Origin of the sequence: Burkholderia sp. Se-20373 (assembly GCF_017104705.1) — a bacterium.
Lineage (GTDB): Bacteria > Pseudomonadota > Gammaproteobacteria > Burkholderiales > Burkholderiaceae > Burkholderia.
Map to the genome: position 1 here is coordinate 47,762 of NZ_JAAGPH010000034.1, position 14,570 is coordinate 62,331.

Genomic DNA, 14,570 nt, shown 5'->3' on the forward strand with positions numbered 1-14,570 from the left:
CTTCGTTCATTGCCACCCGAGGGAGCGGTCAGCCTCCTTGGGGCGGCCCGGCGGAGGCCGACATGAACGGCCCCGCCCGCTCGCTTCGCACCGCGTCCGACCCGGCGTTCGCGCCGGGCACCGGCCAGCGCAACCGCGCGACCGGCACGTCGGCGCCGATGCACATCGTGCTGTTCGGCGCCGGGCACGTCGGTCACGCGCTGGTTACGCTGCTCGGCGCGCTGCCGTGCGTCGTGCAGTGGGTCGACACGCGCGATGAGCTGTTCCCGGACGAATGTCCGCCGAACGTGCAGCCGGAGCCGACCGACACGCCGGAGGCCGTCGTCGACGCGGCGCCGCCCGGCGCGTACTTCCTCGTGATGACGCACAACCACGCGCTCGACTTCTCGCTCGCCGCGCAGATCATGCGGCGGCGCGACTACGCGTACTTCGGGATGATCGGCTCGCGCACCAAGCGCGTGAAGTTCGAGCGCCGGCTTGCCGCGCGCGGCGTCGATCCGGCGCGGCTCGTGGAGATGGTGTGCCCGATCGGTGTCGCGGGCATCGTCGACAAGGCGCCGGGCGCGATCGCGGTGGCCGTGTGCGCGGAGCTGCTGCAGGCGCGCTCGGGCATGCCGGTGGCCGACGCGAAGGCCGCCGCTTCGGGGCGTGCGCGCGACGACGTGTCCTGCGCGCGGTAGTCACGCGCGGCCAGCGCAGGGCCGCGCGATTTTGCATACACTGCACGACGACGCGCGGCATCGGGCCGCGCCTTACCGTGCACGTGCCATGTCCGATCATCAGGTTTATCTCGACACGCTCGATGCGAGCCTCGTCGCCATCGAGCGCTGGCTGTCCGGCGTCGATACCGCGCCCGAGGCGCTCGACGCGCTGCTCGCCGCGTTTTCAGCCGAATTCACGATGATCCTGACCGACGGCCGCGAGGTCGATCACGACGGTACGCGCGCGCTGTTCGACAAGCTCGCCGGCGCGAAGCCGGGGCTGCGCATCACGCTGTCGGACACCCGGGTGCTCGCGGCCGACGCGTCGCATGCGACCGTCACCTATCTCGAAGCGCAGCACGCCGCGTCGGGCGAACTGCCCGCGCGCCGCGCAACCGCCGTGTTCGAGCGCGACGCGGCGGGCGTCGTGCGCTGGACCCATCTGCAGGAAACCTTCTGCACGGGCTGAAACCGAGCGGCCGCGCGCCGTTTCGTGCCGCGGCTCAGCGCTTGCGGCTGCGGGGAACCGTCAGCTCGTCGGACACGCTCTGCATCAGCGCGCACAGCCACGCGATGTCGGTCGGGCGGTCGGGTTGCGGATGCGTGAGCAGGTAGCTCTTGATGCGCGGGAACGGCACGGGCGGCGTGACGACCACGAGCGGCAGCAACTGCGCATAGTGCGTCGCGAAGCGGCGCGTCGTCGTGAAGATCAGGTCCGACTGCAGCAGCACCTGCGGCACGATGCCGAAGTAGGGCAGCGTCGTCACGATGCGCCGCGTGAGGCGCGCGCGTGCCAGGCCGATCTCGATCGCGTTGCGCTTGTCGCCGGTGTACGGCGTCGGCGCGACGTGCGCGGCCGATGCGTACGCTTCACGCGTGAGCGGCACGCGTGCGAGCGGGTGCGCATCGCGCATCAGGCACACGATCGTGTCGGAGAACAGGTCCTGGCGTGCGAACTGCGGGTCGGGCTTCGGCCAGTTGCCGATCACGAGATCGAGCGCGCCCGATTCGAGCGCGCCCGCGTGATCGAGCGCGGGATTCAGCGAATCGATTTCCAGATGCGCATGCGGCGCCGCGTCGCGAAAGCGCTCGATCAGCGTCGGCATGAAGAAATCGTTCAGGTAATCGGGTGCGGCGACGCGGAACGTGCGCCGCGCGGACGACGGATCGAAATCGCCGTGCGGCGTCGCGATGAAGTCGACCTCGCGCAGCGCGCGCTGCGCGGCCTCGAGCAGCGACGCGCCGTATTCGGTCGGCACCATGCCGGATTTGCCGCGTACGAGGATCGGGTCGTTCAGCGTCTCGCGCAGCTTGCGCAGCGCGGTGCTGATCGCCGGCTGGGTCTGGTTCAGCCGCAGCGCGGCCTGCGTCACGCTGCGCTCGAGCAGCAGCGTGCGCAACACGCGCACGAGCCAGATATCGAGCGAGGCGGTACGGTCGTTTTCTTCCATCGTAGAAGGGGATTCCGGGGACGCGTAACCTTACCGCAGCCGGGCATTGGCGTGCGTGATACCGGCCATCACACGCGGCCCTTCGGCAGCACGCTGATCCGCTTGACCTCGCGCGATTCGAGCCAGTTCGGCGTGCGCGCGCAGTACAGCACCATCGGCAGCGCGTCCTCGCCCCAGAACAGCTGCTGGTTCATCCAGAACGTCGGCACGCCGAACACGCCGAGCGCGATCGCGTCGTCGGTGTTGCGGCGCAACTGCGCGCTCGTCTCCTCGAATTCGATCAGTTCGTCGCCGTGGCCGACGCCGACGCGCTCGCACAGTGCCGCGAAGCCTTCCGGCGTCGACGGGTCGTTGCCGTCGTGCCAGATGAAGCGGAACATTTCCAGCACGGTCGCGATATCGGCGCGCAGCGCGATCGCGAGGCGCAACACCTTGTCGGAATCGAACGGATGGGCGGGCGGCATCTTGAAGCGGATGCCGAGCTGCTCGGCGCGAAACAGTGCGTGACGGTACGTGAACACGCGCTTGGCGGGCACGTCCGCGCTCGAGCGCTGCCCCCAGTGGCGCTGCAGGTCGGGCAGCGACACCGCGACGGGCTCGAACGGCACGTCCGGCCATTTGTCGAGCTGTTCGAGGAGCAGGTAGGAGAACGGCGACACGAAGTCGTAGAACCAGGCGGGTTGGGCGGTGTCGAGGCCGGTAGTCATGGCGATCTCCAGAGGGTGGGGCGAGCGGCGCCTGGCGGCGGCCTCCATGTTACGCGGCGGCGCGCGCATGCGGCAATGATCGCGGATCGTCCGCTTACGCGGAACCGGGAGTCGCCCGAGGGGGCGTGCCGGCCGGCGGCGCGGCTTCGGCACGTGCCTGCGGCGGGCCGCCGGCGCCCGGCGGGCCGGCCGGCGTGTCCTGATCGTGCGCGGTAAGCCGCTCGCGCACGAAGCCGATGTGCTCGCGCAGCACGTAGAACTGCCCGGCATAAGCCAGCGGCATCTTCATCCGGTTCACGGCTTCCTCGATGTCGTCGAGCTCGTCGAGCAACTGCACGCGCTCCTCGGCCGTGTGCTCGCCGAGCGCGCTGCGCTCGAGCGCGATCAGTGCGCCGTACCAGCGGTAGATGCGCGAGCGCACGCGCCAGCCGTACAGCGACGGCACGAGCCGCAGCCCGGGGATCAGCACGACGATCAGCGGCACGACCACGACGAGCAGCCGGTCGACGAGGCTCGCGACCCAGAACGGCAGCCGCCGGTACAGGAAGGTCTTGCCCGATTTGTAGTAGCGCGCGGCGTCGTCGGAGAGCGCGAACCCGCGCGTGACGGGCGACGGGAATTCGCCCGCGTGCTGCAGGATCGTCGCGTGGCCGTGCACCTCGCGCGCGGCCTCGATCAGCAGGTCGGACAACGCGGGGTGCAGCGCGTCGCGCGCGACGAGTTCGATGGTCGGCGCGACCGTGTGGATGTCGGCGGGCGGCAGGTTCCGGCCGAGATCGTAGACCCCCATCGGCAGCGTGATCGCGGTCAGGTACGGAAAGCGCCGCGCGTACGCCTCGGCCTGCGTGAACGAATACACGTGCACGCCGGGCGCGCGGAACAGTTTCGCCATCACCGGGATCTGCGTCGAGTCGCCGGACAGGAACGCCGCGTCGATCTTGCCGTCGAGCAGCGCGGTGGCCGCGTCCTCGCCGGCGGTCGGCAGCAGCTCGGTCGAGCCGCCCGGCACGATGCCGTTCATCTTCAGCAGCGCGAGGCTCAGCTCGCGCGCGCCGCTGCCTTCCGCGCCGAGCGCGAGCCGCTTGCCCTTGAAGTCGGACAGGCGCGCGACGACGGGGCCGCGATACATGATCGCGAGCGGCACGTAGCCGATGCTGCCGAGCGACACGAGGTGCTCGTCGCGCTCCTTCGGACCGATGCCGCTCTGCACGAAACCGACGTCGACCGGCGCGTTCGGGTTCGACAGCCGCGCGAGGTTCTGGGCGGACCCTTCGGACGACTGGACGTCGAGCGTGACGCCGTTCTTCGCGAGGATCGTCTTGTATTTCTGCGCGGCGTTCCAGTACGTGCTGCCGGGCGGCCCGGACGAGATCACGAGCGTGGACGGCGGGGCCGGCTGGATCAGCTTGACCGCGAGCCAGACGGCCGCGCCGGCGAGCAGCACGGTCGGGCCGATCGACAGCGCGAGGTCGCGCCACGACACCGCGACGAAGCGGGCGAGGATGCGGCGAGGCGGGCGAGGGTGGGCTGGCTTCATGGGGGCGAAGGATGACGCTGGCGTGACGTATCGGTGACGATCGGACGGTGGTCATGGACGACGCCGATGCTCGCGGCGATGGTACCCGGTTTCACCGGGCGTGCGCGAGTGGGGCGGCCTGGCGCGGCCCCGCGGCGACAGTGGCGGGCGGCCCCGCGTCAAAAGCTTTGCGCTTCCGCGGGCGCTGGATTACATTGTGCGACGCAGCCGCGCCCGATTTGCGCGCGACCCGGCACGCAATGAGACCGGGCGCGTTCGGCCGGCGGCTGTCCGGCCCGGCCGGCCCGCTTTCGCGTGCGCCTGCCGCCAGCCCGTCTCGCCTCTCTCGTATCGCCGTGGAAAACACCGGCTGTCCCGCCCGTTCGCGCGCGGGCCGGCTGTTTTTGGGGGTAATCGGCCGTACTGTGCACGGCCGTTCCGGAGTGATAAGGAGATAGCATGAAGTCGATCGTGTTGAGAGCGTTGGGCGTCGCCGCCGTGGCGGCCTGTCTGTCGGGCAGCGTGTATGCGCAGTCGAGCGATGCCGCGGCAACGGAAGCGCCCGCGGCCGCGACCAGCGCGCCGAAGGCCGCCGCGAAGACCGCGAAGAAGGCGAACCGCAAGCTGGGCTATGCGGTGCGCAAGGCCATTACGAAGGCGGGCGGCATCGACGTGGCGAACATCGTCGTGCGCTCGAAGGGCGGCGCGATCACGCTGGAGGGCACGGTGCCCGACCAGGCCCAGATCGACAAGGCGGAAGAGGCGGCGAAGGGCGTGAGCGGCGTGACGTCGGTGTCGAACAAGCTGACGGTTCAGCAGCAGTAACGCCGGGCGGCGGCGCGTGAGCGCCGCATGCGCCCGTTTTCAGGCGGGCCCCGGCATGCCGGGGCCCGTTTGCGCTTGAGAGGCCGCACGCCGCACGAAGCGGCGGCGGACCGACAACGATATCGAGAGGGCGGCGATGACGAGACTCGGGTGGGGCAGGCGGATGGTTTTCGGCGCGGCGCTGGCCGCGGTCGCGATACTCGGCGCCTGTAACGGCGACGAGTCGGCCGAGCGCAACCGGTTGCCCGGTTTCGTGTCCGGCAGCGTGCGCACGACGGCCTATGACGGCGCGAGCGACGACCTGCTGACGGCCGGCCTCGGCAAGACGGGCCTCGGCTCGGCGAGCGCCCCCGGCTTTGCGAATGCCGCCCGGCCGACGGGCGCCGAGCTGCGCCGTCTCGCGATCTGGTCGAACTACCGCGCGCTCGTCGACATGAGCGCAAACGGCGGCTACGGCCGCTTCTGGGGGCCGAACGTCGACCTCGACGGCAACGACACGCTCGGCGAAGGCAAGATTCCCGGCACCGAATATCTCGCGTACGCCGACGACGGCAGCGGCAGCAAGAACGTCACGCTGCTCGTGCAGGTGCCCGCCGGCTTCAATCCCGCGCAGCCGTGCATCGTCACCGCGACGTCGTCGGGCTCGCGCGGCGTGTACGGCGCGATTTCCGCGGCCGGCGAATGGGCGCTCAAGCGCGGCTGCGCGGTCGCCTACAACGACAAGGGCGGCGGCAACGGCGCGCACGAGCTGATGTCGGACACCATCACGCTGATCGACGGCACGCTCGCCAACGCAGTGCTGGCCGGCACCGCAAGCCTGTTCACCGCGAACGTCACCAGCGGCGAGCTCGCCACGTTCAATTCCCGCTTCCCGAACCGCTATGCGTTCAAGCACGCGCATTCGCAGCAGAATCCCGAGCAGGACTGGGGGCGCGTGACGCTGCAGTCGGTCGAGTTCGCGTACTGGGCGCTCAACGAGCAGTTCGGACCGCTGGTCGACGGCTCGCATCACGGCGTGCGCTATCGCGCGGGCGACATCACGACGATCGCCGCGTCGGTCAGCAACGGCGGCGGCGCGTCGCTCGCGGCGGCCGAACAGGACAACCGCGGCTGGATTACCGCGGTCGTAGTTGGCGAGCCGCAGATCAACGTGCGGATGGCGCCGAACGCGGTCGTGCGCTCGGGCGGCCTGCCGGTGCCGTCGTTCGGCCGGCCGCTGGCCGACTACGCGACGCTCGCGAACCTGCTGGAGCCGTGCGCGGCCGCGTCGGCATCGCTTGCCGACGCGCCGTCCCTGAGCGCGCTGCCGGCGGCGACCACGCAGTCGATCCGCACCCAGCGCTGCGCGACGCTCGCCGCGGCCGGGCTCGTGTCGGGCGCCGATACGCAAAGCCAGGCCGCCGACGCGCTCGCGCAGCTCCACGCGGCCGGCTACCTCGCCGATTCCGACCTGCTGCAGGCGCCGATGTGGGATTCGCAGGCGATTCCGGCGATCGCGGTCACGTATGCGAACGCGTACACGCGCTCGCGCGTCACCGACAACCTGTGCAATTTCAGCTTCGCGACGACGAACCCGGCGACGGGCGCCGTCGCCGCGCCCGCCACGTCGCCGATGCCGGCGGTGTTCGGCGTCGGCAACGGCGTGCCGCCGACGGCCGGCATCAGCCTCGTGTTCAACACGGGCGCGGGCGTCGACCACCGGCTCGCGACGCCGGATGGGAGCTTCGCGGGCGCGCTGTGCCTGCGCCAGCTCTGGACGAACGGGATGCTCGGGATGCCCGCGAACGTCGACGCGGTGCGCGTGAACGCGAACCTGCAGGGCAAGCCGGCGATCATCGTGCAGGGCCGCAGCGACGCGCTCGTGCCCGTGAACCACGCGTCGCGCGCGTACGTCGCGCAGAACGGCATCAGCGAAGGCGGGCGCAGCCAGCTCGTGTTCTACGAGGTGACGAACGGCCAGCACTTCGACGCGTTTCTGCCGGTGCCGGGCTTCGACACGCGCTTCGTCCCGGTTCATTACTACAACCTGCAGGCGCTGAACCTGATGTGGAAGCACCTGAAGAACGGCGCGCCGCTGCCGCCGTCGCAGGTGATCCGCACAGTGCCGCGCGGCGGCACGCCGGGCGCCGCGCCCGCGCTGACGAGCGCGAACCTGCCGCCGATCTCGGCCGCGCCGGGGGCGAATGCGATCACGACCGGCGCCGGCGCGATCGACGTGCCGCTCTGACGGCGCGCGCCGCGCCGCCCTCACGAAGCCGGACAGTCGTCCGGCTTTTTCTTTTGGGTGCTCTGGAATCGGTCCCGCACTGCCTTTTATCGGAATGGCGAGCGCCGTAACAAATTATTACTTTACGGCGATAAATCGGGACCCTAATATGCGCCGGTATTTTCACTTAATTTAATAAATTCCAGATACGAGATATTCCTTTCCGTTTAGTTAATCGATCCTTTCGATTTTATTAAATCGGCTCGAGTCGCGATTGATCGTCGTTTTGCGATTAATCGGCATCTCGCCGAGGGGGATTGTTCGTCTGTTCGAAGCGAGGCGCCCTTGATGGGGCGGGCCTGGCGGGGCATGCCTTTGCCGTCGATTTTGTGCGTCTGCAAATGCGCCGAATGAATCTGTATTGCTGCGGATTATCGAATTGTCGTGCGCAATGGAATTGATTTCATTGTGCGGTCGCAAAAAATATGGGTGGGGTAAATCATGCCGGTCGGTATTCGCCGAGCCGGTAAAAAACTCGGAGTGCGTCGCATAACGAATGCATTCCCGGTGCGGAGCGCCGGCGCAAATGATCCTTTGCGACCGGCGGTATTTATCGTTCTGTTCGAGAGGCAATAATGACGACACGGAAGTCCTTGAAAGACGGTTTCGCGCTATTCGGAACGACACTGAGCGTGCCGCTCGCGGCGGCCGCGGCTGCTGCGCTGCTCGTCACGGGGTGCGGCGGCGACGACGGGTCGAGCCCGGCTGCTTCGGCTGCCGCCGCCGCCGCGACGTCCGCCGGCGCCAGCACGTCGGCCAACACCACCGCAACGGCCGCCGCGGCCGACCAGCCGTACGTCGACAACGACGTGTACGGCACCGGCCCGAACGACGCGGTCACGGATTCCACCGAAGGGGCGGCCGTCGTGCACCGTACGGTCACGATCGGCGGCAAGACGATCAAGTACACGGCCACCACGGGCCACCTGACGACGATCGATCCGGTCACGTCGGCGCCGAACGCGAAGATGTTCTACGTCGCGTACACGCAGGACAATCCGGACCCGTCGAAGCCGCGCCCGGTCACGTTCTTCTACAACGGCGGTCCCGGTTCGTCATCGGTCTACCTGCTGCTCGGTTCGTACGGGCCGAAACGCCTGCAGTCGTCGTTCCCGAACTTCACGCCGCCCGCGCCGTACAAGCTGCTCGACAACCCGGACAGCCTGCTCGACCGTACCGACCTCGTGTTCATCAACCCGGTCGGCACCGGTTACTCGGCGGCGATCGCCCCGGCGAAGAACAAGGACTTCTGGGGCACCGACCAGGACGCCCGCTCGATCGACCGCTTCATCCAGCGCTACCTGACCAAGTACTCGCGCTGGAATTCGCCGAAGTTCCTGTACGGCGAGTCGTACGGCACCGCGCGCAGCGCGGTCGTGTCGTGGGTGCTGCATGAGGACGGCATCGACCTGAACGGGATCACGCTGCAGTCGTCGATCCTCGACTACGCGAATGCGCTGTCCGCGCCGGGCACGTTCCCGACGCTCGCGGCCGATGCGTTCTACTGGAAGAAGACGACGCTCAACCCGACGCCGACCGACCTCGACGCGTACATGGTCCAGGCCCGCAACTACGCGGACAACACGCTCGCGCCGCTCGCGCAGAAACCGAACCCGCAGGACGGCGGCTTCGTGAACGTGCGCCTGAACCTGAACCTGCAGACCGCGCAACAGATGGGCGCGTACATCGGCACGGATCCGACGTCGCTGATCCAGACGTTCGGCAATCCGGCCGCGCTCGGCAACGTGCCGTCGTCGAACGACAACCCGCCGTACACGTTCTTCCTGACGCTCGTGCCGGGCACGCAGATCGGCCAGTACGACGGTCGCGCGAACTTCACGGGCAAGGGCATCGCGCCGTACATCCTGCCGAACTCGGGCAGCAACGATCCGTCGATCACGAACGTCGGCGGCGCGTACACGGTGCTGTGGAACAGCTACATAAACACCGACCTCAAGTACACGTCGACGTCGTCGTTCGTGGACCTGAACGACCAGGTCTTCAACAACTGGGACTTCAGCCACACGGATCCGACCGGCGCGAACAAGGGCGGCGGCAATACGCTGTACACGGCGGGCGACCTGGCGTCGACGATGAGCGTGAACCCGGACCTGAAGGTGCTGTCGGCCAACGGCTATTTCGACGCCGTCACGCCGTTCCACCAGACCGAGCTGACGCTCGCGCAGATGCCGCTCGACCCGACGCTCAAGGCGCAGAACCTGACGATCAAGAACTACCCGTCGGGCCACATGATCTACCTGAACGACGCGTCGCGGACCGCGCTGAAGGGCGATCTCGCCAACTTCTACGACGGCATCCTCGCCAACCGCACTGCGCTGCAGCGCGTGCTGAAGCTGCAGATGCGCACGCAGCAGCTCAAGCAGCAGAAGTTGCAGCAGCAGGGGCAGTAAGCGCCGCGGGCGGCTTGCGCCGCCTGGCGTGAGATCTAGGCGCTGCCTGGCTACGTGCTCCGGCACCCCACGTGGCGTGTGTTGAAGGCAGTGCCGGCGTTTTCCAAGATGCCCCGTGAGTCATGGACTTCCGGGGCATCGTCTTGTTCGAGGGGCGACTCGTCGACGCCGGGAGTCTGCGTAAAGGTGCCGAAGAATCCTCAAACAAGGGATGAATGGCCCTCTATTGAGGATTCGCCGGAAAATCCCCATGAAGTGACGCCGGTGACGTGACGGGGTCTTTCGTCGGAAGATTCCGGCGAGAGAAAGGAGGTCGACGCGTGACGTTGCAGCCGCGCCGCTTACGCGAGCACGAGCCGTATGCCGACCGCGACGAGCGTCGAGGCGAGCAGGTTGCGCAGCAGCCGCTCCGGCGCGCGCGCCGACAGCAGGCTGCCGATTACGATGCCGGGCAGCGAGCCGAGCAGCAGCGACAGCAGCATCGACCAGTCGACCGAGCCGAGCAGCCAGTGGCCCATGCCCGCGACGAGCGTGAGCGGCACCGCATGCGCGATGTCGGAGCCGACGATGCGGGTGGTCGCGAGCGCCGGATACAGCAGCAGGAGCACGGTCACGCCGATCGCGCCCGCGCCGACCGACGTCATCGACACGAGCATGCCGAGCACGGCGCCCGTCAGCACGGTCGACCACAGCGTGCGCGCGGGGCTCGGCGTGAGCGGGTTGCGCGCGGCGAACGCGGTGAGCTGCGGCCGGAAGATCAGCGCGAGCGACGTGAGCAGCAGCGCGATGCCGAGCACGAGCTGGATCATCCGCGCGGTGCCCGGCGTGTTCATCCCGTGCGTATGCAGCCACCACAGCGTGACGGCCGCGGCCGGCACGCTGCCCGCCGCGAGCCGGCCCGTGATGCGCCAGTCGATCGAGCCTTTCAGGCCGTGGACGAGCGTGCCGGTGGCCTTGGTCGCGGCCGCGTACAGCAGGTCGGTGCCGACCGCCGTTGCCGGGTGGACGCCGAACAGCAGCACGAGGATCGGTGTCATCAACGAACCACCGCCAACGCCCGTCAGGCCGACGAGGATGCCGACGAACAGGCCGGACAACGAGTACAGCAGATCGATATGGGGAAGCGACATCGGAAGCAGGCGGTTATGCGGCGACGGTCATGCGATGTTCGGCGGCGGCGCGTGGATCAAAGTCCGCCATTGTCGCAAATGTGGCGGGTCGATGGTCGACTGCGTTGAAAATCGGTGGGGAAAGCCCGTGGCGCGGGCATCCGGCCTGAAGTAAAACGGGCGTTTGAGCGGCGCGGGGGGCGTCTTCCTCGCGACTGATCCGCCCGAAACGCCCAGTGAAGCGAGAGCGGGTGCGAGGCCCGGCAGGTATAAAAAAGGGCGCGACAGTGCGCGCCCCGGTTCGATGGCGGCGGTGGACACCACCCGCCGCCAGCTACCGGTCAGTGCATCGCGGGGCCGACGCCTCCGACCGTACCCTGCTGCCGGATCCGCAGCGCGAGGCCGATCAGTGCGGCGGCGGCAGCGAACGCCGCGCCGAACGCGAAGGCCGCATGGTAGCCGCCGTTCAGCGCGTCGAGCGGCGCGTGCGTCGCCGCAAGCACGTCGGTGCGGGCGGCCGCGTGGCTCGCGAGCACGGCGAGGCCGAGCGCGCCGCCCATCATGAACGCGGTGTTGACGATCCCCGACGCGAGCCCGGAATCGGCCGGATCGACGTCGCTCATCGCGGCGAGCAGCATCGGATTGAACGCGACGCCCGCGCCGATGCCGAGCAGCGTCATGCCGGGCAGCACGTGCCAGACGAAGCCGCCGTCCACCGGCGCACGAGAGAACAGCGCGAGGCCGCACGCCGCGATCAGCAGGCCGGCCGCGATCGGGCCGCGGATGCCGAAGCGCATCACGATCCGCGCGGACAGCCCGAGCGAGAACGCGGCCATGATCAGGTTCGCCGGCAGGAACGCGAGGCCGACCTGCAGCGGCCCGTAGCCGAGCACGCGCTGCATGTACAGCGCGGACAGGAAGAACCACGCGAACATCGCGGCCGCCCACAGCACGGCGATCACGTTCGCGAGCGCGACGTTGCGCGAGGCAAACAGCGAGAGCGGCATCAGCGGGTGCGCGGCGCGCGCCTCGATCGCGATGAACAGCGCGAGCAGCGCGGCGGCCGCGCCGATCAGCGCGACGGTCTGCGTCGACAGCCAGCCGGCCTCGTTGCCGCCGACGATCCCGTAGACGGCCAGCATCAGCGATGCAGTGACGGTGATCGCGCCCGCGACGTCGAGCCGCGCGTTGCCGGCCGGCGCGCGCAGGCGCGGCAGCAGCGCGACGCACATCGCATAGACCGCGATGCCGATCGGCAGGTTGACGAGGAAGATCCAGTGCCACGACAGCGAGCTCGTCAGCAGCCCGCCGAGCAGCACGCCGAGGCTGCCGCCGCCCGCGCAGACGAAGCCGTACACGCCCATCGCGCGGGCGCGTTCGCCGGGCTCGGTGAAGAGATTCATGATCAGCGACAGCGCGACGGCCGATACGACCGCGCCGCCGATCCCCTGCACCGCGCGCGCGGCGATCAGCATCGCCTGCGATTGCGCGAGGCCGCACGCGAGCGATGCGAGCGTGAAGACGACGAGGCCGGCGAGGAACATGCGCCGCTGGCCGTACAGGTCGCCAAGCCGTCCGCCGAGCAGCAGGCAGCCGCCGAACGTCAGCAGGTACGCGTTGACGACCCACACGAGGGCCGTCTCGGTGAAATGGAGGTCGGTGCGGATCGACGGCAGCGCAACGTTCACGATCGTGCTGTCGAGCACGATCATCAGCACGCCGAGGCAGAGGACGATCAGCGCGTACCAGCGCTTCTCGCCGTGAATCCCGTGGGTCATGGGCTTGCCGCCTTCTGATAGTTATTTGAAAGGCTGCATTGTAGACCCCCGCGGCGCGGGCTTCCTGCCGGTTTGTGGCAGCAGCGATGCGTAGTCGCGCGTCCGGGCGGGACGCGCGCGATGGAGGCGACAGGCGTTACGAGCGCGCCGGCAGTTCGCAGCCGTCGGGGCCGCACGCGGCTGCGTCGCCGCCGTCGAGTTCGACGATGCCGTCGCGCCATGCCTGGTCGAGCGCCTGCGCGAACGCGTCGGCCGGTTGCGCGCCCGACACCGCGTAGCGGCCGCCGAACACGAACAGCGGCACGCCGCGGCCGCCGATCTGAGCGGCGCGCGCGGCATCGGCTTCGACTTCGGCGCGGTACAGGTCGCTGCGCAGCACGGCGTCGACGGCCGAGCGCTCGAGCCCCGCTTCGACCGCGAATTCGGTCAGCTCGGCGTGATCGAACAGCGAGCCGTGCTCACAGAAATATGCGCGGTACAGCCGCTCGGTCAGCGCGTGCGCGCGGCCCGTCGCTTCCGCGAGCTTCACGAGCCGGTGGCCGTCGAGCGTATCGCCGACGAGCGTGCCGGGCAGGTCGTAGCGCAGCCCGACGCTCGCGGCCGCGTCGGTCACCTGGCGCAGCATCTGGTCGACCTGCGCGGGCGACATCCGGTACTTGCCGGCGAGCATCGCCTCGACCGGCTCGACGGGCTGGCCGGGCATCAGCCGGTACGCGCGCAGCGCGACGTCGACGTGGTCGGCGTGCGCGAACGCGGCGAGCGCCTCGTCGAAGCGGCGCTTGCCGATCCAGCACCACGGGCAGATCAGGTCGGACCAGATTTCGACGGTCAGGGTCGGGCGGGCAGTCGGGGCGGGAGCGGTCGTCATGGGCGGTTCCGGGCAGCAAAAAAATGTAACCGGGACTATATCATTTTGTACTTCGACGTTTCGTCCTGGCCGGGCGGCCGGGCGAAGCGGGCGCCCGGCGTATCACGAAGCATAGACACGGAAGCGGCGGCCCGATAGCGAATGCCGATGGCCGGCCGTCGCCGCGTGCGGCGGCGAACCGGCCCGAAGGGGAGGGCGCTTACGCGTCGCCCTGCGTTTCCTTCAGGTGCTTGAGGTGCTTGTAGACCGTCGCGCGGCCCATCCCGAGCACGTTCGCGACGTAGTTCGCCGCGCTCTTGCCGCGGAACGCGCCCTCCGCGTAAAGCGCTTCGACGAGCTCGCGCCGGTGCTCGCGCGTGAGCCCGTTCAGCCCGACCTGCCGCTCGCGCAGCCAGCCGTGCAGGAACGTGTTGATGCGCTCCTGCCAGTCGTCGCGGAACAGTTCGTCCGGCTGCGCGACGACGCCCGCGCCCTTGATGAACAGGTCGAGCGTCGCGCGCACCTCGTCGAACACCGCGATGTTGAAGTTGATGCACATCATCCCGGCTGGGCGGCCTTCGTCGTCGAACAGCACGTTGCTCACGCAGCGCATCCGCCGGCCATCCCAGTTCAGCTTCTCGTACGGGCCGATCACGCGCTCGCGCGCGGAATGATCGATTTCCTCGAGCGCGGAATCGTCGCCGACCTCGCGCTTCGACAGGTTGTTCGCGAGATACAGCACGGTCTGGTCGTGCAGGTCGTGGATCACGACTTCCGCGTACGGGAAGAACAGCGCGGCGATACCGTCGGCGATCGGCGCATAGCGGGTGAGCAGCAGGTCTTTGACGGGGGATTTCTTCTTGCGCATCGGGTTCGCCATCTCGGGTGGGCGCGGGCCGGGCAGCGCATCGGGCCGGCGTGCCGGCGCACCGTTGGCCGGCATGCCCGTGCGCCCGCGC

12 protein-coding genes are annotated in these 14,570 nt (G+C 69.0%); 5 read left to right on the forward strand and 7 right to left on the reverse strand.

Annotation, left to right across the window (positions count from 1 at the left end):
- Positions 1 to 62: 62 nt before the first annotated feature.
- A complete protein-coding gene (gene xdhC, locus G3N96_RS14315) occupies positions 63 to 680 on the forward strand; it encodes a xanthine dehydrogenase accessory protein XdhC (RefSeq protein ID WP_124576607.1) in 618 nt (205 codons plus the stop codon).
- A gap of 88 nt (positions 681 to 768) precedes the next feature.
- Positions 769 to 1,170: a nuclear transport factor 2 family protein gene (locus G3N96_RS14320; RefSeq protein ID WP_206137596.1), complete on the forward strand. Its 402-nt coding sequence runs from the start codon at positions 769 to 771 to the stop codon at positions 1,168 to 1,170.
- 34 nt (positions 1,171 to 1,204) lie between these two features.
- Here G3N96_RS14320 and G3N96_RS14325 read toward each other — a convergent pair whose 3' ends face one another.
- The 3 genes from G3N96_RS14325 to G3N96_RS14335 form a co-directional block, all read right to left on the reverse strand.
- On the reverse strand, positions 1,205 to 2,152 hold the full coding sequence (locus tag G3N96_RS14325; protein ID WP_124576609.1) for a LysR family transcriptional regulator: 948 nt from the start codon (positions 2,150 to 2,152) through the stop codon (positions 1,205 to 1,207).
- Between the two features lie 68 nt (positions 2,153 to 2,220).
- Positions 2,221 to 2,859, reverse strand: a complete 639-nt coding sequence (locus G3N96_RS14330; RefSeq protein ID WP_089439342.1) for a 2-hydroxychromene-2-carboxylate isomerase — start codon at positions 2,857 to 2,859, stop codon at positions 2,221 to 2,223.
- A 94-nt stretch (positions 2,860 to 2,953) separates the two neighbouring features.
- The gene (locus tag G3N96_RS14335) at positions 2,954 to 4,396 is read right to left on the reverse strand and encodes a TAXI family TRAP transporter solute-binding subunit (protein ID WP_206137597.1); all 1,443 of its coding nucleotides are present in this window, start codon (positions 4,394 to 4,396) and stop codon (positions 2,954 to 2,956) included.
- A 438-nt stretch (positions 4,397 to 4,834) separates the two neighbouring features.
- Between G3N96_RS14335 and G3N96_RS14340 the strand changes: the two genes are divergently transcribed.
- The 3 genes from G3N96_RS14340 (at position 4,835) to G3N96_RS14350 (ending at position 9,877) form a co-directional block, all read left to right on the forward strand.
- Complete coding sequence (locus G3N96_RS14340) at positions 4,835 to 5,200, forward strand: BON domain-containing protein (RefSeq protein WP_089424630.1); 366 nt, start codon at positions 4,835 to 4,837, stop codon at positions 5,198 to 5,200.
- A gap of 136 nt (positions 5,201 to 5,336) precedes the next feature.
- A complete protein-coding gene (locus G3N96_RS14345; protein ID WP_206137598.1) occupies positions 5,337 to 7,427 on the forward strand; it encodes a D-(-)-3-hydroxybutyrate oligomer hydrolase in 2,091 nt (696 codons plus the stop codon).
- 614 nt (positions 7,428 to 8,041) lie between these two features.
- Positions 8,042 to 9,877 (forward strand): peptidase S1, encoded by a 1,836-nt coding sequence (locus G3N96_RS14350; protein ID WP_089430682.1) that lies wholly within the window; start codon positions 8,042 to 8,044, stop codon positions 9,875 to 9,877.
- Between the two features lie 341 nt (positions 9,878 to 10,218).
- Here G3N96_RS14350 and G3N96_RS14355 read toward each other — a convergent pair whose 3' ends face one another.
- The 4 genes from G3N96_RS14355 to G3N96_RS14370 all read right to left on the reverse strand — a co-directional run.
- On the reverse strand, positions 10,219 to 11,007 hold the full coding sequence (locus G3N96_RS14355; RefSeq protein WP_206137599.1) for a sulfite exporter TauE/SafE family protein: 789 nt from the start codon (positions 11,005 to 11,007) through the stop codon (positions 10,219 to 10,221).
- Positions 11,008 to 11,327: 320 nt separating this feature from the next.
- Entirely contained in the window at positions 11,328 to 12,764 is a 1,437-nt protein-coding gene (locus tag G3N96_RS14360; protein ID WP_206137600.1) for a DHA2 family efflux MFS transporter permease subunit, read from the reverse strand.
- Positions 12,765 to 12,900: 136 nt separating this feature from the next.
- Positions 12,901 to 13,632, reverse strand: a complete 732-nt coding sequence (locus G3N96_RS14365) for a DsbA family oxidoreductase (protein ID WP_206137601.1) — start codon at positions 13,630 to 13,632, stop codon at positions 12,901 to 12,903.
- Between the two features lie 199 nt (positions 13,633 to 13,831).
- The coding region (locus tag G3N96_RS14370; RefSeq protein ID WP_277399443.1) for a PAS domain-containing protein at positions 13,832 to 14,570 on the reverse strand (739 nt) is incomplete at its 5' end.

Bases quoted from the DNA above. Each gene is read 5' to 3' on its own strand.
- G3N96_RS14340 (WP_089424630.1), top strand. From the start codon at position 4,835: ATGAAGTCGATCGTGTTGAGAGCGTTGGGCGTCGCCGCCGTGGCGGCC.
- G3N96_RS14345 (WP_206137598.1), top strand. From the start codon at position 5,337: ATGACGAGACTCGGGTGGGGCAGGCGGATGGTTTTCGGCGCGGCGCTG.
- G3N96_RS14335 (WP_206137597.1), bottom strand. From the start codon at position 4,396: ATGAAGCCAGCCCACCCTCGCCCGCCTCGCCGCATCCTCGCCCGCTTC.
- G3N96_RS14360 (WP_206137600.1), bottom strand. From the start codon at position 12,764: ATGACCCACGGGATTCACGGCGAGAAGCGCTGGTACGCGCTGATCGTC.
- xdhC (WP_124576607.1), top strand. From the start codon at position 63: ATGAACGGCCCCGCCCGCTCGCTTCGCACCGCGTCCGACCCGGCGTTC.
- G3N96_RS14330 (WP_089439342.1), bottom strand. From the start codon at position 2,859: ATGACTACCGGCCTCGACACCGCCCAACCCGCCTGGTTCTACGACTTC.
- G3N96_RS14350 (WP_089430682.1), top strand. From the start codon at position 8,042: ATGACGACACGGAAGTCCTTGAAAGACGGTTTCGCGCTATTCGGAACG.
- G3N96_RS14355 (WP_206137599.1), bottom strand. From the start codon at position 11,007: ATGTCGCTTCCCCATATCGATCTGCTGTACTCGTTGTCCGGCCTGTTC.
- G3N96_RS14365 (WP_206137601.1), bottom strand. From the start codon at position 13,632: ATGACGACCGCTCCCGCCCCGACTGCCCGCCCGACCCTGACCGTCGAA.
- G3N96_RS14325 (WP_124576609.1), bottom strand. From the start codon at position 2,152: ATGGAAGAAAACGACCGTACCGCCTCGCTCGATATCTGGCTCGTGCGC.
- G3N96_RS14320 (WP_206137596.1), top strand. From the start codon at position 769: ATGTCCGATCATCAGGTTTATCTCGACACGCTCGATGCGAGCCTCGTC.